Source organism: Embleya sp. NPDC055664 (genome assembly GCF_053618075.1).
On sequence record NZ_JBSHGZ010000014.1, the window covers coordinates 1 to 26,195 of the forward strand.

22 protein-coding genes and 1 pseudogene are annotated in these 26,195 nt (G+C 73.6%); 9 read left to right on the forward strand and 14 right to left on the reverse strand.

Translation table 11 applies throughout. The annotated features are described in order from the left end of the window. Nucleotides 1-153: 153 nt before the first annotated feature. The 7 genes from ahcY to ACWGR4_RS22890 form a co-directional block, all read right to left on the reverse strand. On the reverse strand, nucleotides 154-1,602 hold the full coding sequence (gene ahcY, locus ACWGR4_RS22860) for an adenosylhomocysteinase (RefSeq protein ID WP_452130756.1): 1,449 nt from the start codon (nucleotides 1,600-1,602) through the stop codon (nucleotides 154-156). A 157-nt stretch (nucleotides 1,603-1,759) separates the two neighbouring features. Continuing rightward, on the reverse strand, nucleotides 1,760-2,740 hold the full coding sequence (locus ACWGR4_RS22865) for a cation diffusion facilitator family transporter (RefSeq protein ID WP_452130755.1): 981 nt from the start codon (nucleotides 2,738-2,740) through the stop codon (nucleotides 1,760-1,762). A 138-nt stretch (nucleotides 2,741-2,878) separates the two neighbouring features. Continuing rightward, nucleotides 2,879-4,117, reverse strand: coding sequence for a mannose-6-phosphate isomerase, class I (gene manA, locus ACWGR4_RS22870; RefSeq protein WP_452130754.1), 1,239 nt, complete (start codon nucleotides 4,115-4,117; stop codon nucleotides 2,879-2,881). A gap of 2 nt (nucleotides 4,118-4,119) precedes the next feature. Then, nucleotides 4,120-5,301: an SIS domain-containing protein gene (locus ACWGR4_RS22875; protein ID WP_452130753.1), complete on the reverse strand. Its 1,182-nt coding sequence runs from the start codon at nucleotides 5,299-5,301 to the stop codon at nucleotides 4,120-4,122. Next, on the reverse strand, nucleotides 5,298-5,483 hold the full coding sequence (locus tag ACWGR4_RS22880) for a Trm112 family protein (protein WP_379999953.1): 186 nt from the start codon (nucleotides 5,481-5,483) through the stop codon (nucleotides 5,298-5,300). The genes ACWGR4_RS22875 and ACWGR4_RS22880 overlap by 4 nt, the downstream gene beginning before the upstream one ends. Nucleotides 5,484-5,586: 103 nt before the next feature. After that, complete coding sequence (locus ACWGR4_RS22885) at nucleotides 5,587-6,957, reverse strand: phosphomannomutase/phosphoglucomutase (RefSeq protein ID WP_379999951.1); 1,371 nt, start codon at nucleotides 6,955-6,957, stop codon at nucleotides 5,587-5,589. A 106-nt stretch (nucleotides 6,958-7,063) separates the two neighbouring features. Further along, complete coding sequence (locus ACWGR4_RS22890) at nucleotides 7,064-7,438, reverse strand: DUF3499 domain-containing protein (protein WP_174861553.1); 375 nt, start codon at nucleotides 7,436-7,438, stop codon at nucleotides 7,064-7,066. A gap of 266 nt (nucleotides 7,439-7,704) precedes the next feature. Between ACWGR4_RS22890 and ACWGR4_RS22895 the strand changes: the two genes are divergently transcribed. Beyond that, on the forward strand, nucleotides 7,705-8,070 hold the full coding sequence (locus tag ACWGR4_RS22895) for a metallopeptidase family protein (protein ID WP_078976974.1): 366 nt from the start codon (nucleotides 7,705-7,707) through the stop codon (nucleotides 8,068-8,070). A gap of 72 nt (nucleotides 8,071-8,142) precedes the next feature. On the opposite strand, the gene ACWGR4_RS22900 is transcribed toward ACWGR4_RS22895, so the two are convergent. From ACWGR4_RS22900 to ACWGR4_RS22910, 3 genes are all read right to left on the reverse strand, one after another. Further along, nucleotides 8,143-9,612, reverse strand: coding sequence for a DUF5719 family protein (locus ACWGR4_RS22900; RefSeq protein ID WP_452130752.1), 1,470 nt, complete (start codon nucleotides 9,610-9,612; stop codon nucleotides 8,143-8,145). Then, the gene (locus ACWGR4_RS22905; RefSeq protein WP_452130751.1) at nucleotides 9,609-13,376 is read right to left on the reverse strand and encodes a glycosyltransferase; all 3,768 of its coding nucleotides are present in this window, start codon (nucleotides 13,374-13,376) and stop codon (nucleotides 9,609-9,611) included. The genes ACWGR4_RS22900 and ACWGR4_RS22905 overlap by 4 nt, the downstream gene beginning before the upstream one ends. Before the next feature lie 132 nt (nucleotides 13,377-13,508). Continuing rightward, nucleotides 13,509-13,778, reverse strand: coding sequence for a WhiB family transcriptional regulator (locus ACWGR4_RS22910; protein WP_078976971.1), 270 nt, complete (start codon nucleotides 13,776-13,778; stop codon nucleotides 13,509-13,511). A gap of 929 nt (nucleotides 13,779-14,707) precedes the next feature. Here ACWGR4_RS22910 and ACWGR4_RS22915 point away from each other — a divergent pair. Further along, a complete protein-coding gene (locus ACWGR4_RS22915) occupies nucleotides 14,708-15,271 on the forward strand; it encodes a cysteine dioxygenase (protein WP_379999945.1) in 564 nt (187 codons plus the stop codon). After that, complete coding sequence (locus tag ACWGR4_RS22920; protein WP_379999943.1) at nucleotides 15,268-15,705, forward strand: rhodanese-like domain-containing protein; 438 nt, start codon at nucleotides 15,268-15,270, stop codon at nucleotides 15,703-15,705. The genes ACWGR4_RS22915 and ACWGR4_RS22920 overlap by 4 nt, the downstream gene beginning before the upstream one ends. Nucleotides 15,706-15,926: 221 nt before the next feature. Here the strand turns inward: ACWGR4_RS22920 and ACWGR4_RS22925 are convergent. Continuing rightward, a pseudogene (locus ACWGR4_RS22925) lies at nucleotides 15,927-17,075 on the reverse strand (glycosyltransferase 87 family protein); the annotation flags it as partial. Between the two features lie 74 nt (nucleotides 17,076-17,149). On the opposite strand from ACWGR4_RS22925, the gene ACWGR4_RS22930 reads away from it, so the two are divergent. Both ACWGR4_RS22930 and ACWGR4_RS22935 read left to right on the forward strand, forming a co-directional pair. Continuing rightward, nucleotides 17,150-18,316, forward strand: coding sequence for a molybdopterin-dependent oxidoreductase (locus tag ACWGR4_RS22930; RefSeq protein ID WP_452130750.1), 1,167 nt, complete (start codon nucleotides 17,150-17,152; stop codon nucleotides 18,314-18,316). After that, nucleotides 18,313-18,786, forward strand: a complete 474-nt coding sequence (locus ACWGR4_RS22935) for a hypothetical protein (RefSeq protein ID WP_452130749.1) — start codon at nucleotides 18,313-18,315, stop codon at nucleotides 18,784-18,786. The genes ACWGR4_RS22930 and ACWGR4_RS22935 overlap by 4 nt, the downstream gene beginning before the upstream one ends. Nucleotides 18,787-19,049: 263 nt before the next feature. On the opposite strand, the gene ACWGR4_RS22940 is transcribed toward ACWGR4_RS22935, so the two are convergent. Then, a complete protein-coding gene (locus ACWGR4_RS22940) occupies nucleotides 19,050-19,670 on the reverse strand; it encodes a TIGR04282 family arsenosugar biosynthesis glycosyltransferase (protein ID WP_379999938.1) in 621 nt (206 codons plus the stop codon). Next, nucleotides 19,667-20,359 carry a glycosyltransferase family 2 protein gene (locus ACWGR4_RS22945; protein WP_452130758.1) on the reverse strand — a complete coding sequence of 231 codons (693 nt, stop codon included), beginning with the start codon at nucleotides 20,357-20,359 and terminating at the stop codon, nucleotides 19,667-19,669. The genes ACWGR4_RS22940 and ACWGR4_RS22945 overlap by 4 nt, the downstream gene beginning before the upstream one ends. A gap of 277 nt (nucleotides 20,360-20,636) precedes the next feature. On the opposite strand from ACWGR4_RS22945, the gene ACWGR4_RS22950 reads away from it, so the two are divergent. Both ACWGR4_RS22950 and ACWGR4_RS22955 read left to right on the forward strand, forming a co-directional pair. Further along, nucleotides 20,637-21,329, forward strand: a complete 693-nt coding sequence (locus tag ACWGR4_RS22950; RefSeq protein WP_379999936.1) for a response regulator transcription factor — start codon at nucleotides 20,637-20,639, stop codon at nucleotides 21,327-21,329. Continuing rightward, complete coding sequence (locus ACWGR4_RS22955) at nucleotides 21,326-22,444, forward strand: sensor histidine kinase (RefSeq protein WP_452130757.1); 1,119 nt, start codon at nucleotides 21,326-21,328, stop codon at nucleotides 22,442-22,444. Before ACWGR4_RS22950 ends, ACWGR4_RS22955 begins: the two co-directional genes overlap by 4 nt. Nucleotides 22,445-22,478: 34 nt before the next feature. On the opposite strand, the gene ACWGR4_RS22960 is transcribed toward ACWGR4_RS22955, so the two are convergent. Next, on the reverse strand, nucleotides 22,479-23,474 hold the full coding sequence (locus tag ACWGR4_RS22960; protein ID WP_379999934.1) for an NAD-dependent epimerase/dehydratase family protein: 996 nt from the start codon (nucleotides 23,472-23,474) through the stop codon (nucleotides 22,479-22,481). 138 nt (nucleotides 23,475-23,612) lie between these two features. On the opposite strand from ACWGR4_RS22960, the gene cofD reads away from it, so the two are divergent. Continuing rightward, nucleotides 23,613-24,575 carry a 2-phospho-L-lactate transferase gene (cofD, locus tag ACWGR4_RS22965; protein ID WP_379999931.1) on the forward strand — a complete coding sequence of 321 codons (963 nt, stop codon included), beginning with the start codon at nucleotides 23,613-23,615 and terminating at the stop codon, nucleotides 24,573-24,575. Continuing rightward, on the forward strand, nucleotides 24,575-25,909 hold the full coding sequence (locus tag ACWGR4_RS22970; RefSeq protein WP_452130748.1) for a coenzyme F420-0:L-glutamate ligase: 1,335 nt from the start codon (nucleotides 24,575-24,577) through the stop codon (nucleotides 25,907-25,909). The genes cofD and ACWGR4_RS22970 overlap by 1 nt, the downstream gene beginning before the upstream one ends. The last annotated feature ends 286 nt before the right edge of the window (nucleotides 25,910-26,195 follow it).

Consider the following 26,195-nt stretch of genomic DNA (forward strand, 5'->3'; position numbering starts at 1 on the left):
GGGGCCGGGGGGCGGTTCGCCCCCCCCCCCGCCCACCGCCGATCCGTTGTCCGTCCGTGCGTCTGTCCGTGGGACGGGCGAGTATGCCGACCCGCGTCGACGAATCGGCGCGTCACCGCACCGATCGGGTCGAGCGGGTCGACCCGGTGGAGATCAGTACCGGTACGCGTCCGGCTTGTACGGGCCGTCGACCTGCACGCCGATGTAGGCGGCCTGGCTCTCGGTGAGGGTGGTGAGCTTGACGCCGAGCGCGTCCAGGTGCAGGCGCGCGACCTTCTCGTCGAGGTGCTTGGGCAGCACGTACACGCCGATCGGGTATTCCTCGGGCTTGGTGAACAGCTCGATCTGGGCGATGGTCTGGTTCGTGAAGCTGTTCGACATCACGAAGCTCGGGTGACCGGTCGCGTTGCCCAGGTTGAGCAGGCGGCCCTCGGACAGCACGATCAGCGTCTTGCCGTCGGGGAAGGTCCAGGTGTGCACCTGCGGCTTGACCTCGTCCTTGACGATGCCCGGGATCCTGGCCAGGCCGGCCATGTCGATCTCGTTGTCGAAGTGGCCGATGTTGCCGACGATCGCCTGGTGCTTCATCCGCTGCATGTCGGACGCCATGATGATGTCGCGGTTACCGGTGGTGGTGATGAAGATGTCGGCGATCTCGACCACCTCGTCCAGCGTGGTGACCTGGTAGCCGTCCATCGCCGCCTGGAGCGCGCAGATCGGGTCGACCTCGGTGACGATCACCCGGGCGCCCTGACCGCGCAGCGACTCGGCGGAGCCCTTGCCGACGTCGCCGTAGCCGCAGACGACCGCGACCTTGCCGCCGATCAGGACGTCGGTGGCGCGGTTGATGCCGTCGATCAGCGAGTGGCGCACGCCGTACTTGTTGTCGAACTTGCTCTTGGTGACCGAGTCGTTGACGTTGATCGCCGGGAAGAGCAGCGAGCCCTCCCGGAACATCTCGTACAGGCGGTGCACGCCGGTGGTGGTCTCCTCGGTGACGCCCTTGATGCCGGGAGCCATCGCGGTCCACTTGCCGGGGTTCTCGGCCAGGTTGGCGCGCAGCAGCGCCAGGAAAACCGTGTACTCCTCGGAGTCGTCGGCGGTCGCGTCCGGGACGGCGCCGGCCTTCTCGAACTCGACGCCCTTGTGGACGAGCATCGTGGCGTCGCCGCCGTCGTCGAGGATCATGTTCGGACCGTCGTGCCCGGGCCAGTTCAGCGCCTGCTCGGTGCACCACCAGTACTCCTCCAGGGTCTCGCCCTTCCAGGCGTAGACCGGCACGCCGCGCGGGTCCTCGGGGGTGCCCTCGGGGCCCACCGCGACCGCCGCGGCGGCGTGGTCCTGGGTGGAGTAGATGTTGCAGGAGACCCAGCGCACCTCGGCGCCGAGCGCGGTCAGCGTCTCGATCAGCACGGCGGTCTGCACGGTCATGTGCAGCGAACCCATGATCCGCGCACCGGCCAGCGGCTGGGCCGCGGCGAACTCACGCCGGATCGCCATCAGACCGGGCATCTCGTGCTCGGCGAGGGTGATCTCCTTGCGGCCGAACGCGGCAAGGGAGAGGTCGGCGACCTTGAAGTCGCCGTCGAGCTGCGAAGCCATGTTTCGATCCTTCTGCAGGGGGTGGATGGGACTGGAGACACACCGGTGCCGGGGGCGCCGATGACGTGCCATCCAGTCGGACACTTCTGTGCCTACGGGCCCGAGACCCGACCGCCCTCTGCAGCGACTGTCGTTGTGCGCCAACGACGTTAACACCTCATCCGGTTGGCGTGTGCGGGTACTTTCCGCCAGGTGTCGCCTCGGGATCGGCGCCGCGGGCGGCCTCGTCGGCCCGGTATATGTCCGGTTCCAGGTAGATCGCTCGGGCGATCGGGACGGCGGCGCGGATGCGGGCCTCGGCGGCGTCGATCGCCCGGGCCACGTCGGCCGCCGTGTCCTCGTGGCGCACCGCGATCTTGGCCGCGACCAGCAGTTCCTCCGGGCCCAGGTGCAGCGTGCGCATGTGGATCAGCCGCTCGACGTCGGGGCCGGCCACGATCGCCGCCTCGATCTCGCGGACCGTCTCGATCCCGGCCGCCTCGCCGAGCAGCAGGCTGCGGGTCTCCAGGGCCAAAACGATCGCGATCAGCACGAGCAGCACGCCGATGCACAGCGTCCCGATGCCGTCCCAGACGCCGTCGTCGGTGGCCACCGCCAGGCCGACGCCGCCGAGCGCGAGGATCAGGCCGATCAGCGCGCCGAAGTCCTCCAAAAGCACGATCGGCAGTTCCGGCGACTTGGCCCGGCGGATGAACTGCGCCCAGGTCAGCGAGCCCCGGTGCCGGTTGGACTCCTTGATCGCGGTCCGGAAGGAGAAGCCCTCCAGGACGATGGAGAACACCAGCACGCCGACCGCCCAGTACCAGCTCTTCAACTCGTGCGGGTGGGCGATCTTCTCGTAGCCCTCGTAGATGGCGAACATGCCACCGACGGAGAACAGCACGATGGAGACCAGGAAACCGTAGATGTAGCGCTCGCGGCCGTAGCCGAACGGGTGCTCGGGGGTGGCGTCGCGTTCCGCGCGTTTGCCGCCCACCAGGAGCAGCACCTGGTTGCCGGAATCGGCCATCGAGTGCACGCCCTCCGCCAGCATCGACGAGGACCGGGTGAAGGCGAAGGCCACGAATTTGGCCACCGCGATCCCCAGGTTCGCGGCCAGTGCCGCCACGACCGCCTTGGTACCGCCGCCCGCACTCATCGATCGACTCCCGCCCGTTGGTTGACCACCGCCGTCGTCACCGGCCGCCTGTGTCGGCGATCAGTGTGTCATCGGGCCGGCGTCTACCCCGGCAGACTTGCGGTAAGTGCACCCGGCCGCGCTCGGCCGCGGCCGCGCTCAGCGGCAGGGCACGGTCGCCCGGAAGACCAGGCCGCCGGCGCCGTCGACGGTGACCGCGACGCGGGGTTCACCCGCGCGGATGTACACCGACCGGCCGCGCGCCAGGTCGAGGGTCGTTCCGGCCGCGCCCCCCGGCTCGCGCTCTTGGCGCACGGTGGCGGAGCCGCGTACGCACAGCAGGATCTGCGGGCCGGCGGTGTCCAAAAAATGCGGTCCGCGGCCGGGTCCCGCGGGCAGCCGGGACAGGCGGAAGTCGGCCACGGGAGTCGTGTAGACCTCCTCGCCCGGGTGCGCCGCGCTCGGCTCGGGGCCCAGGATCTCCACCGGGCCGGCCCGGAAGGCCATGATCCGCAGCAGCTCGCCGACGTCGATGTGCTTGTCGGTCAGGCCGCAGCGCAGCACGTTGTCGGAGTTGGCCAGGATCTCGACCACCACCCCGTGCAGGTAGGAGTGCGGCATGCCGGCCGCGAGGAAGACCGCCTCGCCCTCGCGCAGCCGGATGTGGTTGAGCAGCAGCGCCACCGCGACACCGGGATCGCCCGGATGGCGCTCGGCCAGACCGGCGACCGCGGCGCACGCCTCCGCGTAGGGCGAGCCGTTCGCGGCCAGTCGGCGGCAGGCCGCGGCGACCGCGTCCACCACCGTGGTGCGCAGGCGCTCGGGCAGCATCAACACGTGCGTGGTCGCCGCGCGTAGCGCCGCCTCCTCGTCCGGATTGCGCAACGCCCGGGCGAACGGGGCCAGTTCGGGCACGTCGAGGGCGTCGAGCAGCTTCAGCGTCTCGGCGATCTCGCGGTAGCCGACCAGGCCCTCGAAGTCGCCGAGCGCGCAGATCATCTCCGGTTTGTGGCTGGAGTCGCGGTAGTTGCGGTGCGGCGCGTCGATCGGGACGCCGCGCGCCTCCTCCTCGGCGAAGCCCTGCCGGGCCTGGACCGCGTCGGGGTGCACCTGGAGCGACAGCGGCTCCTCGGCGGCCAGCACCTTGAGCAGGAACGGCAGGCGCGGGCCGAACCGGGCGGCGGTGTCCGGGCCCAGCTCGCCGGCCGGGTCCGCGGCGATCAGTTCGACCAGCGAGCGGGCCCCGGAGCCGCGATCGACCTCGGACGGCGCGCCCGGGTGGGCGCCCATCCACAGCTCGGCCTGCGGCTCGCCCGTGGGGGCGACGCCGAGCAGTTCGGGGATGGCCGTGAGCGAACCCCACGCGTTGGCGCGGATCCGGTTGAGAAGGCGGTCCATGGCTAGCGGGGACCACCTTCGGTCCAGGGGAACAACCCCGGCGCGGCGGGACCCACGCCGGTGCCCAGGGCCAGGTAGACGGCCGCGAAGTCGGTGACGGCGATCAGCTCGGCCAGCCGCTCGACGGGGCTGCCGCCGCGGGCGCCGACCTCACCGACGGCCGCCCGGCCCAGCGCGCCCAGGGTGCGGCGGGCGTGGTCGACGGGCGCGGCGGCGGCCGGGTCGTCGTGATCGACGAGCAGCACCGGGTACATCCGCACCGGGTCGGGCTCGTCCACCCGGTCGCGGAAGAAGTCGTCGGGGTCGTCGGCGGCACCGGTCTCGCCCGCCTGGAAGACCCGGTCCATGTAGCGGCCGGCGATCGGCAGCGGGCCGGACAGCGCGGGTGCGGCGGCCACGCCGGTGAGCATCGTGGCGAAGCGCTCGGCGGCCACGCCCGCCACGGTGCCCGCGCCCCACACGACCGGGATGGTGCCGGCGATCGCGCCGGCCAGGCCCTTGGCGGGGTTGAGGTACGCCTCGGCGGCGGGCCGGCAGCGGGTGCTCGTCTCGTCGAGACGGTCGGCCATCGCGTCCACGCTCGCCAGGCCCTCGCCGGGGGTGAACGCACTCGCGCCGCACGCGCCGGTGATCGCGAGCAGCGCGGTGAACAGCGGCCAGAACGCGGTCTGCGCGGCGAACACGGTCTCGTCGGCGTAGCCGGCCGCGCCCACGGAGCCGGTGTCGACGGGGACCCGGACCACCACGCCCCGGCTCTGCTGTACGGCGGCGTCCAGGGCCGACCCGCCGGGCGTGGCCGCGACCGTCTGGCAGCCGCGCCGGTAGGCCTGGCCGGCGAGGTCGATCAGGCCCGGCTCGTCGCCGCGCCCGGCCGTCAACACGAGGTCCATCGGACCGGCCCAGCCGGGCAGCGTGCCGCCCGCGCCGAGGATCACCGGCAGCGCCGCGTCGGCGCCGGTGACCGCGCGCAGCGCATGGCCGAGCGGCCCGTACGCGGGCGCGGCCAGAATCACCGTGCGCGGCCGGTCCCGGGGCGCGATCGCGGCGGGCAGCGCCTCGCGCGCGGCCTGCACGGCCCGGCGGACCTGGGCGCCGGCACCGGCCAGCGCCCGCAGGGTCTCCGCCGTATCGGCCCGGGCGATGCCGTCCTGGTCGTCCAGCAGGGCCTCGTCGAGGATGTTCATGCCCGATCGGTGCCCGACCGGCGAGCCTCGTCCACGAGCAGTACCGGGATGTCGTCGACGACGGGGTACACCAGCCCGCAGGAGGAGTTGTCGCAGGCCAGCGCGGCGTCCCCGTCCCGGTGCAGCGAGGCGTGGCAGACCGGGCACGTCAGGATCGCCAGCTGCGACGGTTCCAGATTCACGACATCTCCCACATTTCCGACTGTTCGTACCGTTCGTACCTGCTCGTCCGGATCCGGTGCGGCAGTCGTCCGATTGAACCCATCACCTTACCGAGCCGACCGGTCAGTCCCGGACGAGTGCCAGCACCTCGTCGCGGATCGCGATCATGGTCGGCTCGTCGTCCGCCTCGACATTCAGCCGCAGCAGCGGCTCGGTGTTGGACGCGCGCAGGTTGAACCACCACCGGTCGGCGACCACGGTCATCCCGTCCAGGTCGTCCACGGCGACCCCGGGCCGGCCCGCGAACGCGGCCCGGACCCGCGCGGTCGCCGCCGCCTGGTCGACCACCTCGCTGTTGATCTCGCCGGATGCCGGGTAGCGGTCGTACTCGCTCGCGAACTCGGACAGCGGGCGGTCCTGGCCGCCGAGCGCGGCGAGCACGTGGATCGCGGCGAGCATCCCGGTGTCGGCCCGCCAGAAGTCGCGGAAGTAGTAGTGCGCCGAGTGCTCGCCGCCGAAGATCGCGCCGGTCTTGGCCATCTCGCCCTTGATGAACGAGTGGCCCACCCGGGTACGCACCGCCTCGCCGCCGTGCTCGGCGACGATCTCGGGCACCGCGCGGGAGGTGATCAGGTTGTGGATGACGATCGGCTTCGCCTCGCCGTTGGCCTTCGCGCGGGCGATCTCGCGGACTGCGACCAGCGCGGTCACCGCCGAGGGGGACACCGGGTCGCCGTGCTCGTCGACCACGAAGCAGCGGTCGGCGTCGCCGTCGAAGGCCAGGCCCAGGTCGGCGCCGCTCTCGCGGACCTTCGCCTGGAGGTCGACCAGGTTCTTCGGGTCCAGCGGGTTCGCCTCGTGGTTGGGGAAGGAGCCGTCCAGCTCGAAGTAGAGCGGGACGATCTCCAGCGGCAGCCCGCTCGCGGCGCCGAGCACGGTCGGCACGGTGTGCCCGCCCATGCCGTTGCCCGCGTCCACGACCACCTTCAGCGGCCGGATGCCGGTCAGGTCGACCAGGCCGAGCAGGTGCGCGGCGTAGTCGGCGAGCACGTCGTGCTCGCCGATCGTGCCCGGGGTGCCGGCGAAGTCGGGCACACCGGCCTCGGCGAGCGCGCGGATGTCGGCGAGGCCGCTGTCCTGGCCGATCGGCGCGGCGCCGGCGCGGCACATCTTGATGCCGTTGTACTGCGCGGGGTTGTGGCTCGCGGTGAACATCGCGCCGGGAAGGTCCAGGCTGCCACTGGCGAAGTACAGCTCGTCGGTGGAGGCGAGCCCGATCAGCGTGACGTCGGCGCCCTGGGCCGCGGCGCCCTCGGCGAACGCGCCGGACAACTCGGGCGAGGAGGGCCGCATGTCCCGGCCGACCACGATCGCCGCAGCCCCGGTGACCCGAACGAACGCCGCGCCCAGTGCCCGCGCGGTGTCGGCGTCCAGCTGGTCGGGGACCACGCCCCGCACGTCGTACGCCTTCACGATCTGGGAGAGGTCGCGCACCCGAAGACTCCACTCGCTCGACCGCGGTCCCGATTCGCCGCGGTGTTGGCCGTTGTCCGTCGACCCCTGCCCCGCGGACGACGCCTCAGACCCTATCGGCCGGCGGTCAGCTCTCGGGTGAGCGCAGAACACGCAAGTGGCCCCGGCGGCCGGTCTCGGGACGGCCGTCGCGGTCCGGCGGCTCGGGCGCGGGCTGCGGGGGTTGCGGCGGGCGGGCGGCCTCGCGCACCGCGTTGGCCAGCGCCTCCAGGTCGTCGCTGCTCGGCTTGCCCGCGCTCGGATCCGGCGCCAGGCGCACGACATCCCAGCCGCGCGGCGCGGTCAGCCGCTCCGAGTGCTCGGCGCACAGGTCGTAGCAATGGGGCTCGGCGTAGGTCGCGAGAGGGCCCAGGACGGCCGTGGAGTCGGCGTAGACGTACGTCAACGTGGCGACTGCGGTTCGGCCGCAGGCGGTCCGCGAACAGCGACGTACAGGGCTCACGACGATGGACGGTACCGCAAGCGGGCCGAACCCGCGTGGTATCCGGGTGCGGTGTGACTCACGTGTCGCTCCTCACAGGATGTCGGCGGCATGGGGACACCCGTTCGGGGCGGTCCGCGACGTCCATCGACGGAGCGGCGCGGACCGGTCCGGATCGGGCGGCCAGGCCCTAAGCTCGTGCCGTGCACAACGAGCACTCGGTCCCCTCTTCCCCCCGCGAGCGCGACTCGCGCCGTCGCAGTCGGCGCGACCGGCACGGCCGCGGCATGCGCGGCCCGCTCGCCCCACCCCCCGTGCCGATCGCGCTGACCCGCGCGCAGCGGTTCGACGACCTCGCCGCCGATGTCGTGGAACGGCTCGCCAAGCGCTGGCCGCAGTTGGAGGAGGTCCGCTTCGCGGTCCTGGACGTGCCCGAGGCCGAGACGGCGGTGAACGGCGACGAGGCGGTGGCGCTGGGCCGGCTGGTGCCGGCGACCAAGGCCGTGCCCGCCACGATCATCCTGTACCGGCGCCCGCTGGAGCTGCGCGCGGAGGGTCGGGCCGAGCTGGAGATGCTGGTCAACGACGTGCTGGTGGAGCAGGTCGCGGACCTGTTGGGGATGGATCCGGACACCATCGACCCCGACGACTGAGCGAGCCGGAACCACGAAGGCCCGGACCCCCGCAGGAGGGTCCCGGGCCTTCGTCGTTTCGCGAGCGTGCGGCTACCGCTGCGGGACCAGCAGGGACAGGTCCTGGCGGGCGTTGGGCACCACCACGGTCTCCACGCCGGGTACGAAGGGCTGCACCGTGAACGCGGCGGTCTTGTTCATCGTCTCGGTGACCGTGCGGGCCAGGTGCACCGGCTGCGAGCCGGGTTGCGGTTCGGCGACCAGGGCGAACCGCGTGGCGCCGGCCGGGGCCGGGGCGTTGACCTGGACGGTGGTGCCGGCGGGTACCTCGACGTCGGCGGAGACCGGGTCGCCCTTGTCGCCGAACGCGGTGAGCTTGACCTTGGCCGGGCCCTTGGGCGCGGTCAGCGTGACGGTCGTGGCGACCGCGCCGCCGGTGCGGTTCTCCGCGATCACCGCGCGACCGGTCAGCTCCGGAGTGGCGCTCAGGAACGCCACCTCCGCGTCGGTGCCGCCGCCCTGCACCACCCGGACGCCGGCGATGATGTCCGCGCGGCCGGAGACCAGCCGGAGCGCGCCCGCGTCGCCGCGGTTGACCGGGCCGAGGTCGAAGACGGTCAGCTTGTTGCCCTTGACCTCGGTGGTCTCGTGCTCGACCGGCTTGAAGGTGTTCACCTTGCCCGCGACGGACAGTTGCACGTCGGTGCTCTCCCCGCTCGGCGAGAACAGCATCAGCTGCACGTTGCCGGCGTCGCCGGTGATCGCGGGCAGGCCGGTGATCACCAGGTTGCGGCTCGGGGCCCCTGACGAGGGCAGCCAGTCGGTGCCGACCGCCCCCTCCTGGTCCCGGATCGCCGCGCCGACCCGCCCGGAGCGCGCGATCACGTGCACCGCCAGGCCGGGCTCGATCGCGCTGGGGTTGAGCGTGCGCAGCAGGATCGCCGTCGAGGCGCCGGGGGCCAGCGACATGCCGCGGCCGGCCTCGGACTCGATCGGGCCGTTGCGCCCGAACAGTTCCACGTCGACGACGGCGGGGGTGTCCCGGCTGTTGGACAGGTACAGGTACGCCTCCCGGTTCTCCGTCGTGGCGGCACCGACGAACCAGCGGTCGGTGGTGGACCCCTCGCAGGTGACCCCGGCCAGGCCGCGGCCGGCGTTGCTGGGCACCCTGGTGACCGCGCCCGCGCCGAAGCCCGGGGCGAACGCGCCCGAGGCGGTGCCCAGGAGCGGCGGCACGTCGGTGTTGTCCACGCCGATGCTCGCGAGCTTGCCCGGGGCCTCGACCTTGGTGCGCACCTTGGTCCGGTCGCCGAGTTCGACGACGTTCGCCTCGCCGCCGCTCGCCCCGGCCTGGGCGGGCGGGGCGAGTGCGGAGACCGCGGTCGAGCTGCCGGGCAGCTGGCGCACGAACGGGCAGGACACCTCGGCCTGCTGCACCGGCACCCGCGACGCCGCGGGCGGCGGCGCGGCCTTGCTCTCGGTCGGGCGGGTCACGACCGCAAGGCCGACGACGACGGCCAGCAGCGCGACGACGGCGGCCAGGGAGAGGGTGGTGCGCTTCACGGGCGGTCTCCCTGCGGGGACGGCGGCCACGGATCGTCACCCGAGCGCGGCTCGGGCGGCCGGCCGGCGGCGGGATCCTGGTAGGCGGTCGGGTCGTACTGCTGCGGTGGCAGCGGGTTGCCGTACTCGTCGTAGGCGGGTTGCTGGTGCGACTGGTGTGGTTGCCCGGTCCAGCCGAAGGAGCCCGCCGCGTCCGAGCCGTCCGGCGCGCCCTGGGCCGGCATGCCCTGGGCGTGCTGGTCGTACTGGTACCCCTGGTAGTCCGGATAGCCCTGGTACTGCTGCCCGTAGTCCTGCTGCGGGTATTGCTCGTACGCCGGCGTCGCGGTGCCGTCGTAGGGCGTGCCCTGCCAGGCCTCGACCGGCACCGGCGCCTCGGCCGGGTCGGTGCGCTGTTCGGGGAACTCGGGGAACCCGTACGCGTCGAGCCCGTCGGCGGCCACCGCGACCGGCACCGCTTCCGGCGCCTCGACCGGCTCGGCCGGTTCGGCCTTGCGTCGGCCGCGCCGCCCGCCGCCCTCGCCGGCGCCGGCGGCCGCGACCGGCGTTGCGGCGGCCTCGGGCAGGTCGTCGTCGGTGCCGCGCCGGCGGGCGGGCAGCGCCATGACGAAGACGACGAACACGAACACGCCCTGCACGAGCAGCCAGATGCCGTGTCCGCCCGAGGAGTGGGTGAGTTCGAGCCGGCCGGCCTCGGGGCGCAGTTCGAAGCCCTGGGCCCAGCCGTCCAGCGTGCGGGCGGTGAGCTTCCTCCCGCCCTGGGTGGCCTGCCAGCCGGAGTCGGCGCGTTCGGCGAGCCGCAGGATCCGACCCTGGGGACCCGCCTCGATCCGGGTGGACACGCCCTCACGGGTGGTCGGCAGGGCCTTGGCCTTGCCGTCGGGGTCGACGATCAGCGCCCGGCCGACCGGGTATTGCAGCCGCCAGAGCGTGGCGCCCTGGGTGGCACCGACCCGGGCCAGGCCGGGGGTGCCGTCGAGCCGGGCGGTCAACTCGCTGCCCACCGGCGGCTTGAGCTGGATGAACTCGATGCCGTACGGGGCCAGCATGCTCGCGTCCGCGCCACCGCCGCCGGCGATCAACTTGCCCAGGAAGGTGTTGAATTGCCGGTAGGTGGACGCCTTGGGCGCCATCTCGGCGTCGCCGAGCGCCGGACCCGCGCCGCGCACGATCGTGTAGCTGACGTTGCCCGGTTCGGGCGAGGTGAGCACGAGGGTGCGCGGGTGGCGCGCGCCGGTGGCCTCCTCGGCCACGAACGCGGGCACCACGACCGGGTCGCGCCGCTCCAGCGGGCCGTCGGCGCCCTTCCACAGCCAGGTCCCGGCGGCCAGGAACGGGGCGGCGCCGGCGACCACGGCCAGCACCACCGCGGTGGGCTGGCGCCAGCCGAAGCTGCCGGCCGCGACCCGGGTGCGGGCGTCCTCGGCGCCGACCATCGCCGCCATCACGTAGCCGAGCGCGATCACCACGACGGCCGCGCCGGGCCACGCGGGCACCTTGGCGCCGGTCGCCTCGACGGTGATCTCGGCGTGGCTGACCACGACCGCGAGCAGCAGGCCGACCAGGGCCACCGCCCACGCGCCGAGCACGGCGGCCCGACGTGAGTCGCGCAACAGCGCGGCCAGCGCGGCGACCAGCAGCGCGCCGGTGAGCCAGATCGGCAGTGTGCCGGGGCCGCCCGGGTCGAGCAGCAGCAGGCCGACCGGGCTGGTGCCCTTGTCGGCCAGCGCGTCGCCGGCCAGGCCGGGCTCGCTCAGGAACAGCGCCGGCTTGCCCGCGAGAGCCAGGGTCCACGGGCCGAGCAGCACGAGCGGGGTGCCCAGCACCACGCCGACCCGCAGCAGCAGGCCGATGCCCGGACGCGGGCCGAGCAGCCCGGCGAAGCCGGCCCCGACGGCGATCAGCGCGAGCAGTGCGGTGGCGAGCCAGAGCAGCGGGGTGAACGCGGCGACGACCGCGAGCACCAGGCCGGTGGCCCAGGCGGCGCGCATGGACGCCTTGAGGTCGCCGGCGCCGAGCACTTGGGCCGCGCCGCGCGCGACCACGGGGGCCAAGACGAGGGCGACGGCGGTGCCGATCCGGCCGGCGGCGATCGCGCCGGTGGCGACGGGGGTCAGTGCGTACGCGGACGCCCCCCACACCCGCACGCCGGGCGCGGACACCAGGCGGCGCGAGCACAGGTAGGCGCTCATCCCGGCCAGCGGGACGCTGCCGATCAGCAGTACCGCCACCGCCGTGCCGGCCTTGCCGAACAGCAGCGTGGCGAACGCGGCCAGCGCGCCGACGTAGGGCGGCGCGCTCGCCGCCTCGCCGAAGCCGACGCCCTGCCAGGTGTCGGCGTAGCGGTCCCACAGGTCCGACGCGCCCTCGGGCGCGGGCAGCAGGGCGCCGCCGAACAGGCTGCCGCCGGAGAGCAGATCGCGCGCGGCGAACAGGGTGATCAGGGTGAGCGCGACGGCGAGCGAGAGGCCGGGGCGGCGCATCAGCATGCGCAGCTTGACGAAGTTCTCCGTGTCGAGCGACTCGGCGTCCTCGTCGACCGGGCCCGACTCGGCGCTGCTGTGCCGGCCGGACCGGTTCTCCGGTTCCTCGCTGCGCCGCAGGTTGCCGATCAGGCCCTCGGCGGCGTGCCGCACGGTGGCCGCGCGGCTGGGGAACAGGTCGCCCAGGTCCTTGTCGGACATGGTGCGGGTGCGGGCCCGGGCCCGCCGCGCGGACAGGAAGCCGGCGGGGCGGAACAACACCGAGACGGTGCCGAGCAGTTCGTCCAGCGCCATGCCGGGCAGCTTGCCGAGCAGGTAGCCCAGGCTGCGGAACAGGCCGCCGAACAGCAGGCGGAACCACAGCAGCGGCCAGCCGGCGCCGGTGGTGTTCGCAAGCAGCGTGAAGGCTGCGCCCGCGCGGTCCACGCGGTGCGGCCGGTCGGCGGCGACGTCGATCGGCCGGCGCTCGCGTGTGGCCGCCTCGGCGTGCTGGATCACCGCGTCCGGGACCACGACCACGCGGTGCCCGGCGGCGTTGACGCGCCAGCCGAAGTCGGTGTCGTCGCGCGAGAGCGGCAGGCGCGGGTCGAAGCCGCCCAGGCTCTCCCACACGTCGCGGCGCACCAGCAGGCCGGCGCTGGAGACGGAGAGCACGCCGCGGATCGCGTCGTGTTGGCCCTGGTCCTGCTCGCGGCGCTCCAGGCCGGTCCAGCGTCGGCCGCTGCCGGTGAGCGTGGTGCCGACCTCGAGCAGTTGCCTGCGGTCGTACCAGCTGCGCACCTTGGGGCCGAGCACGGCCACCGAGGGCAGTTCGTCGGCGGCGCGCAGCAGCAGGTGCAGGGCGTCGGGGGCGGGTTCGCTGTCGTCGTGGAGGAGCCACAGCCACTCGACCGGTTCGGTCGACCTCGGCGGGCGGTCCTCGTCGGTGTCGCCGTACGGATCCGACACGTCGTACGTGTCGGTGCGGTACGGCAGGGACGCGGGGTCGAGGTGCGGCGCGGCGCGCAGGGCCTCGCTCACGGCGGCACCGAACGCGGTCCGTCGCTCGGTGTGCAGCACCGAGTCCCGGCCGAGGGCGTCCTCCAGCAGACCCGCCGAGGCGTCGGTGCTGCCGGTGTCGACCGCGACGACGCGCTGGACCGGGCGCTCCTGACCGAGCAGGCCGGTCAGTGTGCGGGGCAGCCAGCGGGCCCCGTCATGGGCGACGAGGATCGCGGTGACGATGTGCCGTGGGAAAGCCGGAGCTTGCGCGTATGCCGACTGATGGCTGAAAAGTGACATCGAGTGCGGGGACCCCGGGGGGCTCGTAGCGGCGTGGTACCAGCGGTCCGGCATCCGGCCGAACGGCCCACACACTACGCGACGGGCACCTCGGCCCCGCCCGGATCGGGCGCGGGCCCGAACCGACGACCGTCAGACGGCCGCCTTCTTGAGGCGGCGCCGCTCGCGCTCGGACAGTCCGCCCCAGATTCCGAAGCGTTCGTCGTTGGCCAGCGCGTATTCCAGGCACTCGTCGCGCACCTCGCACGCCAGGCAGACCTTCTTGGCCTCCCGCGTCGAGCCGCCCTTCTCGGGAAAGAAGGACTCGGGGTCGGTCTGGGCGCACAGGGCGCGCTCCTGCCAACCGAACTCCTCCTCCTCACTCTCGCCGTCGGCGACCAGTAGCTGGAACAGCTCGCCCATCGCGTGCCTCCTCGACCCGTTTTTGCGTCCCCGTGATTAAGCCGTTACCGGTAACGGTTCACGACGTGTGTGAAATTACAAGCGCGTCGTTGCTGCGACGTCAAGCCGGGCTCTGCTATTAGGGCGGGGATTCACTCCCCGGGACCACAACAATCCGGATTGACCACATAAATGGACACATCCGGACAACCTGTTGTGCCGCGTAATCGCCTCGACGTTCCGGGCGGGGAGCGTACCGGCGGGAGGCGCGACGCCCTTCGATGCCAACCCGTGATGACCTCTACGAGGGACTACGCCTCGCACCATCCACGCAGTTCCCGGGCGGGACCGGAAAACCGCGATGATGACCGACGTCACACGGAAATGGGCCTCCCCGTGCCCCGCGAGCTTCAATCCCTTCCCCGGATTCCTCACCCGAATCGGCCAGCGGTCGGCCGAGTTCGCCGCCTCGTGGTCCGCCTGCGCCGGCGACTCGTGCCCAGTCTTGTCCACCGTCCCGGTTCATCCGTGCCCGCGACCCCGGTCACCCGAATCGGGGACCGGGGGGCGTGGCGGATCGCGGCGAGTTGACAGGGCCACCCCCCAGACGGTGTCCTTTTCCCATGTCCGCACGCTGCAGCCTGTTCCGGAGTCGTCCTGTCGACGCCCGTCGGGTCTTCTGTGCGCTGTGTCCGCCGTGTGACCACGTGTACAGCTGTTGTACCGGCTGTAACGCCTGAGGACGCCATTTCGGCAGTCCTCCGCGCAAGCGGCGGCACTCATTGAAGGGGCTTCTCCCCCTTTCCCCCTTTATCGACACGACCGTTCGATTCGGTCGATTGTCCGTTCGGGTCGCCGTCTGCCGCTCGCGTGTTCGTTTTCGATCCGCCGCGTTCGCCAGATCCGCCGCGCGTGAGATTTCGCGCAGACATCCCGAAGGACTCCCCCTTATGTCCAGCGACATCACCGTCGCCGGCGACCCGCTCGCCGCCCCCGCCGTGCTCGCCCTCCCCGTCGCTCCCCCGGTGCGTCCCGCCGTCGCCCGGCTCGCCGCGCTCGCCCGGCAGCATGCCGGCCTGGTCGCCGCCGAACTCGACCAGGTCCGCTACGACCCGATCACCCGCTGGTACAAGCGGCTCGCCGCCACCGAGGACCTGGAGGTGTGGCTGCTCAGCTGGCTGCCCGGCCAGGGCACCGGTCTGCACGACCACGGCGGCTCGTCCGGCGTGTTCACCGTGGTCTCCGGTGAGTTGCACGAGCGCTCGCTCGTGGTCACCCCGCTGCGTCGGGCCGGCGCCCGCGAGCGCGTGCTCGCCCCGGGCGCGACCCGCGTATTCGGGCCGACCTACGTGCACGAGGTGACCAACATGGGCACCGAGCCCGCGGTCAGCGTGCACGTGTACAGCCCGCGCCTGGCGTCGATGAACCTCTACGACGCGGCCGAGGACATCGACCGGCCGAGCTTCGCGCCGCTGCGTCGGGTCGGCGTCGAGCGTTCGGGAGAGCAGTGGTGAGCGCCGTCGACCGACTCCTGGACCTGGCCCGGGCCCGGCTCGTGCGGGTGAGCCCCGAGCAGGCGCACGCCGCGTTCCACGACGGGGCGATCCTGGTGGACACCCGCCCCGACTTCCAGCGCGACGCCGACGGCGCGATCCCCGGCGCGTTGGTGATCGAGCGCAACCATCTGGAGTGGCGGCTCGATCCCGAGGGCACGGCCCGGGTGCCCGAGGCGACCGGCTGGGACGTGCGCGTGGTGGTGTTCTGCGACGAGGGCTACGCATCGAGCCTCGCCGCGGCCTCCCTGGTGGACCTGGGGCTGTCCGGGGCGACCGACCTGATCGGCGGCTTCCAGGCGTGGAAGGCGGCGGGGCTGCCCGTGGTGCCGTCCGCCGGACGCAGCCGGCGCACGAGCGCGGCGGCGAGTACGACGAGCAACGCCACGCCGTAGCCGATCTGGTGGGTGGCGCGGACCTGGTCCGGGGACAGGTCCAGGCCCCAGGTGAGGTAGAGCGCGTAGCCGGCCGGGCCGAGCGCCAGCCACTCCCACCGCCGGCCGTCCAGGGCCACGAGCGCGACCACGAGCAGCGCGTACCAGGGGTAGGCCGGGGTGAGTACGAACAACATGCCGCCGGTGAGGGTGAGCGCGCCGTGCCAGGGCCGGTCGGGGTCGGCGCGGGCGATCACCGCGGCGGTGAGGGCGAGCAGCACGACAACGGCGGCGTACGGGGCGGCCTCGACCGGCAGCACCAGGCCGAGCAGGCCGAACCGGGCGCCGTCGTCGTAGCGTTCCTCGGCCAGGTAGCCGGGGAGGTAGCCGAGCACCGCGTGCCCGGCGGCGAGCACGTGTGGCAGGTAGACCAGCACGACGGTGAGCCCGGCCGCGCCGAGCAGTCGCCCCGGGGCGCGGCGCAGTCCGGCGGGCAGGGCCGCGGCGGGGAACATCTTGGTCGCGACCGCGCCGCCGAGCAGTACGCCGCCCAGGATCGGCCGGCGGGCGGCGACCGCGGCCAGGCCGAGCACCATGAGCAGTACGCCGAGCACGTCCACGTGCGCGTTGTTGCCCGCTTCGAGCGCGACCATCGGACACCACGCCCACCACACGGCGTTCCTGGGGTCGCGCCCGAAGCGGCGCAGCACCAGGAGCAGGGTCACGGTGACCGCGACGGCGAGCAACGCGGCGGCGGCCTGGACCGGTTCGTGCCCACCGGGCGGGGTGGCCAGGTGCACGAGCAGGTAGTAGGCCTCGGCCACGGGTGGGTAGATGGTGTGCACCTGGGGTCGGTTGATCCGGGTGCAGCCGCCGTCCGGCAGCGGGTGCCGGAACCATCCGACGCACTCGCCCTTCGGGAACAGCCAGTCGTCGCGGTAGCGGGCCACCTCCGGGTCGGCGGGGGTGTGCGCGTAGGGCGAGTGGCCCGCCGCCTGGACCCGGCCGTCGAAGGCGTAGCGGTAGGCGTCGTCGCTGGTGCGCGGTTCGGCGCCGGTCGCGAGGAAGGGCAGCGCCATCGCGCCGAGCAGGATCAGCGGCACCGCGCGGCGCACGGGAAGCCGGCGTACGAGGTGGGCGCCGAGGGCGAACAGCGTCCAGGCGACGCCGTGGACCACGAATACGCCGATGTTGCCGGGGTGCGTCCACGGCCCGTACACCGCGCAGCCCACGGCCGCCGCGAGGGCGAGCCCGGTGCCGGCGGCGGCGATCGTGGTCGCGGGGCCGGGAGTCGCGGGTGTGCGGGTGGGCGTGGTCGCGTTCGTGGTCGTGGGCGGCGGGCTCGGTGGCATGTGGCGAGTCTGTCGGCGGGCGGGCCGTTTTCGGGGCATCCCGGGCCGACCGTCAGCACTCCGTAAGGCGGTCAATGGGGGCCGGCGGCGGGTTTTGCGCGTTGGCTGGACCCATGAAGCTCGACATCCGCCTGCCGGAGCCGCCCGCCGCGTTGCGGCGGGGTCCGTTCCGGGCCGGGGCCTTCCGCGACACGCTGCACGATCCGCGCACGGCCGTGGTGGTGGGCCGGTTGCTCGGTCCGGCCTTCCTGATCTGCTTCCTGACCGGGCTGTACAGCCATGTGCTGCAACATCAGCCGCACTGGCTCGCGTTGCCCGCGCGACCGGTGTGGGGGTATCGGCTCACCCAGGGGCTGCACGTGGCGACCGGGATCGCCGCGGTGCCGTTGCTCCTGGTGAAGTTGTGGGTGGTGTATCCGCACCTGTTCGCCTGGCCGCCGGCGAAGTCGGTGGTGCACGCCCTGGAGCGGTTGTCCGTCGCGGTGTTGATGATGGCGGCGATCTTCGAGCTGGGTACCGGGTTGTTGAACGTCGTCCAGTGGTATCCGTGGCCGTTCCCGTTCGTGCCGGCGCACTACTGGATCGCGTGGGTGGCGGCGGGGGCGATCACGCTGCACGTGGCGGTGAAGTTGCCGCTGATCGTGGCGCATTGGCGCCGGCCGCGCGGGGCGCCTGCGGATCCGCAGGGGCCGTCGCGGCGCGGGTTGTTGACCGTGCTCGGCGCGGGGGTGGGTGCGGTCACGCTGGCCACGGTGGGGCAGACGGTGACGCCGCTGGGACGGGTGTCGGTACTGGCGCCGCGGCGGGCGGATCTGGGTCCGCAGGGGCTGCCGGTGAACCGGACGGCCGCCGCGGCGGGCGTGTTCGCGGCGGTGCGTGATCCCGGGTGGCGGCTGGAGGTGGCCGGGCCGCGGCCGTTCGCGCTGTCCCGGGCGGAGTTGTTGGCGATGCCGCAGAGTCGGTCCGTGTTGCCGATCACGTGTGTCGAGGGCTGGAGCGCGTCGGCGCACTGGTCGGGGGTGCGAATCCGGGATCTGCTGGAGCGGGCGGGCGCGGCGCCGGGGGATCGGCTGCGGGTGTTCTCGCACGAGCGGTTCAGTCCGTACTCGGTGATGGACATGCCGGGCGAGTGGACCGACGATCCGCTGACCCTGCTGGCGCTGATGCTCAACGGCGCTCCGCTGGCCGAGGATCACGGGTATCCCGCGCGGATCATCGCGCCGAATCGGCCGGGCGTGTTGCAGACGAAGTGGGTCGCCAGGATGGAGGTAGTGCGATGAGTACGGCCTTCGAGCCGCCGCCGGTCGCGCCGCGTACGGGGCGGGTGGTCACGGTCGTTCGCCTCGTGCTCGGGGCGGTGGGCCTGGCCGGGATCGGGTGGGGTGTGGTCGGGGTCCGCGACGACCCGTTCCTGCGCGATCGGGTGGGTCTGGCGAAGTGGCTGGTCGGTGGGTTGCTGCTGCACGACGCGGTGTTCGCGGTGGTGGTCTTCGTGGTCGGCGCGCTGGTGATGCGGGTGCGGCCGGGGCCGCCCGCGTGGGTGCGCCGGACCGTGCTCGGCGGGCTCGCGGTGGGGGTGGCGGGCACGCTGATCGCGCTGCCGGCGCTGTTGCGGCCGCTGCCCACGCAGAATCCGTCGGTGTTGCCGCTGGACTACGCGGACGGGCTGGCGATCGTGTGGGGCGTGGTGGTGGCGGGGACGGCGCTGGTGGTGGGGTGGGGGTACGTGCGCGGGCGGGGGCGCGGCTGAGCGGAGGCGGACGGGGCACGCGGGCGCGCGGGCGGGCTCGTGCCCGACGTCGAGGGTGGGGCCGGTACAGCGGGCCGGCAGGGTGTCGTCGGCGGCGGCCGGCTCGGCGCACCGGCGGGCCGGTTCGAGGCGTTGCCGCCGGCCGCCGTGCCGGCGCAGGTAGAGCGCGCCGCCGTCGCGCAGCGCGACCGCGTAGGGGTCGGCGGCATCCGTGTACGGATCGCTCGCGGCGTTCGTCCCGGGCGTCGGTTCGTGGACCAGGGTCATGCATACACCCCGTCGCCGAGCAGCGCGCGGGCCACGCCGGCGCAGTGTGTGCCGGGGATGTCGCGGGTGACGGCGGCCAGGTCGTCGGCCGTGTCGATGTCGGTCAGGGTGGGCAGGTCGCGCACGGTCAGGCCGGCGGCGAGCAGCCGGGCGCGCTGTACCGCGCCGGTCTCGGGCACCGACATCGGCACGCCGGGGAAGACCGAGGGGTCCGGTCGGCGCATGCCGATCGCCCAGAACCCGCCGTCTGTGGCCGGGCCGAACCACGCGTCGGCGGCCGACCAGTCCACGCTCAGCAGGTCGGGGGTGATCTGCGGGGTGTCCATGCCGACCAGCAGGGTCGGCCCGGTACAGCCGGCGAACGCGGCGGCGAGGCGCAGGTCGAGGCCGCCGCCGTGCTGCGGGCGCACCTCGAAGCCGGGCGGCAACCACGGCCCCGGCGCGCCCGCGAGCACCAGGACGCGGCGGCGGGCGGGCGTGGCCAGCACCGCCGCGAGCGTGTCGACGAGTGCGGCCTCGGCCACCGCGGCGGCCTGGTCGGGGGTCAGCGGCGGGGTCAGCCGGGTCTTGACCCGGCCCGGGACGGGGGCCTTGGCGATCACGAGCAGCGTGGTCATGCGGGCCGCCCGGGGCGGACCAGTACCGCGCTCATGTCGCGCACGGCCGTGACCGTGCCGCGTACCGTGCCGGTGACCTTGGAACGGCCCGTGCGCGGGTGGTACAGCACGTCGACCTCGGCGATCCGCCAGCGGGCGTCGGCGGCGCGGACCACCGTCTCCAGCGGGTAGCCGGAGCGCCGGTCGCGGACGTCGAGGGCGAGCAGGTCGGCGCGCCGGGCGGCGCGCATCGGTCCCAGGTCGTGCAGGCGGGCGCCGGTGCGCCCGCGCAGTCGGCGGGCGAGCACCGCGTTGGCGAGGCGGGCGTGGATCGGCCAGGCGCCGAGGCTCTGCGGGCGGCGGCGGCCGAGCATCAGATCCGCGTCGCCGGCGCGTACGGGGTCCACCACCTCGGGCAGTTGGGCGGGGTCGAGGGACGCGTCGCAATCGCAGAAGCAGACGATCGGCGCGGTCGCGGCGAGCAGCCCCGCGTGGCAGGCGGCGCCGAAGCCGCGCCGCTGCTCGACCACCACCTCGGCGCCCAGCGAGCGGGCCAGGTCGGCCGAGCCGTCGCGCGAGCCGTTGTCCACCACGAGGGGGCGATATCCGGCCGGCATCCGTGCGAGCACCCAGGGCAGCGCGCGGGCCTCGTCGAGACAGGGCAGCACCACGTCCACGGTGTGGGCGGCAAAGGGCGCCGCCGAGTGCATCGTGGCCGGCTCGGTGGAGTGGGCTGTGGAACGAGCCGCGGAGTGCGTGGCGGCCGGCTCGGCGGATCGCGCCGCGAAATGGGCCGCGGATTGCTCTGCGGCATGTGCTGAAGAGGCGTCCATGCGGCTCACGCTAGGTATGCGTGCGCCGCGTACCCAGGCATGACGTGCTTACGAAGTACTGACGTCGCGTCGATACGGCCGTGTGGGTTACGGGCCGCTTACGGATCCGACCCGCGCCGGAATCGTCCACCTTCGCGCACCTACACTCGCCGGCATGAAGGTGCTCGTCGTCGACGACGACCCGACCGTGGCCGAGGTCGTCGTCGGCTATCTCGAACGCGCGGGCTTCCACACCGCGCACGCCGCCGACGGACCGTCCGCCCTCGACCTGGCCGCCGCCGACCCGCCGGATCTCGTGGTGCTCGACCTGATGTTGCCGGGCATGGACGGCCTCGACGTATGCCGGCGGCTGCGCGAGCGCGGCCCGATCCCGGTGGTGATGCTGACCGCGCTGGGCGACGAGGGCGATCGGGTGCTCGGTCTGGAGGTCGGCGCGGACGACTACGTCACCAAGCCGTTCAGCCCGCGCGAGTTGGTGTTGCGGGTGCAGTCGGTGCTGCGCCGCGTCGCGGGGCCGGTCGCGGCGGCGGTGCCGTCGGTGCTTCGGCACGCCGACGTCGAGGTGGACGTGCGGGCCCACCGGGTGCTCCGCGCCGGCCGCGAACTCTCGCTCACCGCACGCGAGTTCGACCTGCTCTGCTTTTTCCTGGCAGCGCCGGGCCGGGCCTTCACCCGGGAGGAGTTGATGCGCCGGGTGTGGGGGTGGGAGTTCGGCGACCAGTCCACGGTGACCGTGCACGTACGGCGCCTGCGGGAGAAGATCGAGGACGACCCGGCCGCACCCCGGCTCCTGGTGACCGTGTGGGGCGTGGGATACCGCTTGGAGGTCGAACCCGGGTGCCGGTGAAGGATTTCGCGCTGATCTGCCTGATCGCGGGGGGCAGCGGCCTGGGCGTCACGCTGCTCGGGCTGCTCGGCCTGCGGGGGTTGCGCAACCGCTCGTTGTCGGTCGCGCTGGCCGCGATGTCGGTGGTGACGATAGCCGGCATGGCGGCGGGCACCGTCGGCGTCTCGCAGGCGATGTTGTTGTCCTCGCACGACCTGACCGTGGTGATGGTGGTCTGCGCGGTGTCGGCGGTGCTGGCGATCGGCGTGGCGATGGTGCTGGGCCGCCCGGTGGTGGCCGACGTACGGGCGCTGCGCGGCACCGCTCGGGCGCTCGGCGGTGGGCCGCCCCTGCCCGCGCCGCCGCGGCAGGTCTCGGCCGTGGCCGAACTGGCCGAACTGGGCCGCGAGTTGGAGCGCGCCGGGGTACAGCTGGCCGAGTCGCGCGCCCGCGAGCGCGCGGTCGAGCACGCGCGCCGCGAGTTGATCGCGTGGATATCGCACGATCTGCGCACCCCGCTGGCGGGCCTGCGGGCGATGGCGGAGGCGCTGGAGGACGGCCTGCCCGAGGACCCGGCGCGCTATCACCGGCGGATCCGCACCGAGGTGGATCGGCTCAGCGGCATGGTGGACGACCTGTTCGAGCTGTCCCGGATCCAGGCGGGCGCGCTGAAGTTGTCCCCGGCCCGGGTCTCGCTCTACGACCTGGTGGCGGACGCGATGGCGGGCACCGAGGAGTTGGCCCGCTCCCGCGCGGTCCGGGTGGCGGGCGAGGACATGGTCGCGGTGCCGGTGCGGGTGGACGGCCGGGAGATGTCCAGGGCTTTGACGAACCTGCTGGTCAACGCGATCCGGCACACCCCGTCGGACGGCACGGTGGCGGTCGGCGTGCGCACCGCCGCCGGCGAGGTGGTGGTCTCGGTCACCGACGCGTGCGGCGGCATCCCGGAGGAAGACCTGCCGCGTGTGTTCGACACGGGCTGGCGGGGCACCCACGCCCGCACCCCGTCCCCGGCCGGCGGCGCGGGTCTGGGCCTGGCCATCGTCCGCGGCATCGTCGAAGCCCACGCGGGCCGGGTCGCGGTCGCCAACACGGGCACGGGCTGCCGCTTCGAGGTGCGCCTGCCGGCGGGGTGAGGGCGGGGGTGCTCCGGGCCCGCCGGCGGGTCGCTCACACGTGGGCGAATTGGGCCATGCCGTCCGCGAATTCGATCTCGGCGCGCCAGCCGAGTTCGGCCTCCAGCCGGGCCGCGGAGGCGGTGATGTGGCGTACGTCGCCCAGTCGATACTCCGCCGTGGTGATCGGCGTCGGGCCGGCGTGCGCGGCCGCCAGGGCGAGGGCCATCTCGCCCACCGTGCGCGGCACGCCGGTGGCCACGTTGTACGCCCGCAGACCGGGCGCCGACCGCTCGAAGGCGGCCAGGTTGGCCGTGGCCACGTCCCGTACGTGCACGAAGTCGCGCCGCTGGCCGCCGTCTTCGTACACCCGAGGCGGCATCCCGGCGCGCAGCATCGAGCGGAAGATCGCGGCCACGCCCGCGTACGGGGTGTCCAGCGGCATCCTCGGACCGTAGACGTTGTGGTAGCGCAGGGCGGTGGCCACGCCGCCGGTGCTCCGGGCCCACGCGCCGGCCAGGTGCTCCTGGGCCAGCTTGGTCGCGGCGTAGACGTTGCGCGGGTCGGGCGCCGCCTCCTCGGAGATCCGTCCCGGCGTCACCTCCATCCCGCACACCGGACACGGCGGCTCGAAGCGCCCCGCCTCCAACGCCTCGATCGGCCGCGCACCGGGCACCACGTCACCGTGCTCGGCGCACCGCCCCAGGCCCTCCCCGTAGACCACCATCGAACTGGCCAGCACCAGCCGCCCGATACCGGCGCGCCCCATGGCGGCCAACAACACCGCGGTACCGAGGTCGTTGCAGCCCACGTAGTCGGGCGCGTCCCCCAGATCCAGCCCGAGCCCGACCTTGGCCGCCTGATGACACACCGCGTCCACACCGACCAGCGCCCGCGCCACCGCATCCGCGTCGCGCACGTCCCCGACCACGGAGTCCACACCCTCGACGGACACCAGATCGAACACCCGCACCTCGTGGCCGGCCTCGACCAGGCACTCCACGACATGCGACCCGATGAACCCGGCTCCGCCGGTGACAAGGATCCTCATACCGCCCAAACTAAGTCGCTCCGCACCCCCGAATCCCCCCACACGCCCCGATGTCACCCGTTCGTAAGACCTGCCGTGCCGGCGCGTCGGGTTCGCCCACCCCGGCGCTTCGGTGTCGGGTGCTGCGAGACTGGTTTCATGCGCATCGTTGTACTGGCCGGCGGTATCGGCGGGGCTCGGTTTCTGCGGGGGCTCAAGGCGGCCGTTCCGGAAGCGGAGATCACCGTCGTCGGCAATACCGGGGACGACATCCACCTGTTCGGGCTGAAGGTGTGTCCGGACCTCGACACCGTCATGTACACGCTCGGCGACGGCATCAACGAGGAGCAGGGTTGGGGGCGTCGGGACGAGTCGTGGAGCATTCGCGAGGAGATGGCCGCCTACGGGGTCGAGCCGACCTGGTTCGGGCTCGGCGATCGGGACTACGCGACCCACATCGTGCGGACCCAGATGCTCGGCGCCGGGTATCCGCTGTCGGCCGTCACCGAGGCGCTGTGCGCGCGGTGGCAGCCGGGGGTGCGGCTGATCCCGATGAGCGACGACCGCGTCGAGACGCACGTGGTGATCGATGATCCGGACAAGCCCGGCACCCGCAAGGCGGTGCATTTCCAGGAGTATTGGGTACGGCTGCGGGCCGCGCCGACGGCGCACGCGATCGTGCCGGTCGGGATCGAGACCGCCAAGCCCGCGCCCGGCGTGTTGGAGGCCATCGCCGAGGCCGACCTGATCCTGTTCCCGCCGTCGAATCCGGTGGTCAGCATCGGCACCATCCTGGGCGTGCCCGGCATCCGGGAGGCGCTGGTGGCCGCCGAGGCGCCGGTGATCGGCCTGTCGCCGATCATCGGGGGCGCCCCGGTGCGCGGGATGGCCGACCGGGTCCTGGAGGCCGTCGGCGTGGAGACGAGCGCGGCGGCGGTCGCACAGCACTACGGCCCCGGTCTGCTCGACGGCTGGCTCGTGGACACCGCCGACGCGGCGGCCGTGCTGAGCGTGGAGGCGGCCGGCATCCCGTGCCGGGCGATCCCGCTGTTGATGAGCGATGTCGAGGCCACCGCCGAGATGGCCCGGGCCGCGCTCGCGCTCGCGGACGAGGTGCGGTGATGGGCGCCCCGCCGAGCGGCTATTCGATCCTGGGCGTGTCCGGGCTGCCGGAGATCGGCGAAGGCGCCGACCTGCCCGCGCTGATCGCGGACGCGGCGGCCGGCCCCGACGGTCCCGGACTGCGCGACGGCGACGTGCTCGTGGTCACCTCGAAGATTTTCAGCAAGGCCGAGGGACGGCTGCTGCGCGGGGTCGATCGGGAGAAGGTGATCGACGCCGAGGCGGTCCGCCTGGTCGCCCGCAAGGGGCAGACCCGGATCGTGCAGACCCGGCACGGCTTCGTGATGGCCGCGGCCGGTGTGGATGCCTCCAACACCGAGGCGGGCACGCTGTTGTTGCTGCCCGAGGATTCGGACGCCTCCGCCCGGCGGTTGCGGGCGGCCCTTGCCGAGCGGGCCGGCGTGCGGGTGGGCGTCGTGGTGTCGGACACCTTCGGCCGGCCGTGGCGCAACGGGGTCACCGACGTCGCGATCGGCGTCGCCGGGCTGGACGCGGTCGACGACCACCGGGGCCGGATCGACACGCACGGCAACGAGCTGGCGGTGACGATCACCGCCGTGGTCGACGAACTCGCAAGCGCCGCCGAACTGGTCAAGGGCAAGGCCGGCGCCGTCCCGGTGGCGGTGGTGCGCGGCCTCGCGCACCTGGTCACCGAGGCCGACGGGGCCGGAGTGCGCCCGCTGGTGCGCGGCGCCCAGGACGACATGTTCCGACTCGGTACCGCCGAGGCGGTCGCCGAGGGGGCCCGCACCGCGATCACCGCCCGACGTACGGTGCGCGCGTTCACCGACGAGCCGGTGGATCCGGAGGCGGTGCGCCGCGCGGTGGCCGCCGCGATCACCGCGCCCGCGCCGCATCACACCGTGCCGTGGCGTTTCGTGCTCCTGGAGAGCGCGCCGGCCCGGACCGCCCTGCTCGACGCGATGCGCTCCCGCTGGGTGGCGGATCTGCGCGCGGACGGCCTGGACGAGGACCGGATCGCCCGGCGCGTCGGGCGCGGCGACGTGTTGCGCAACGCGCCGTACCTGGTGGTGCCGTGCCTGGTCACCGACGGCGCGCACGCCTACCCCGACCCGGTGCGCTCGCGGGCCGAGCGGGAGATGTTCACCGTCGCGGCGGGCGCCGCCGTGCAGAATCTGCTGATCGCGCTGACCGCCGAGGGCCTGGGCTCCGCGTGGGTGTCGTCGACGATGTTCTGTCCGGACGTGGTGCGCGCCACGCTCGCGCTGCCCGCCGACTGGGACCCGATGGGCGCCGTCGCGGTGGGCCGGCCGGCCGAGCCGCCCCGGGAGCGTCCGGCCCGCACGGTGGACGACGTGATCGTGGTGCGCTGAGCGCGGCACCGGGCGGACGAACCCGGACATGGCGAAGGGGTGGGCTCGCGACGGGCCCACCCTTTCGTCATGGTTCACCGCGGTGCGTCACCGCTCGGCGCTGCCGGCCCGGAATCGGCGGGCCCACACCGCCGCCGACGTCGGGTCGACGGCGGTGTCCGGCCGATGTCCGGGGGCTTCACGCCTGATCAGTAGCCCTGCGTCCCGCCGCCGACGGTCGGCGGAGCCTGCGGGCGCGGCGGCGGGATGTGCCCGCCGCCCGGGGCTCCGGTCCGCCCGGGAGTGG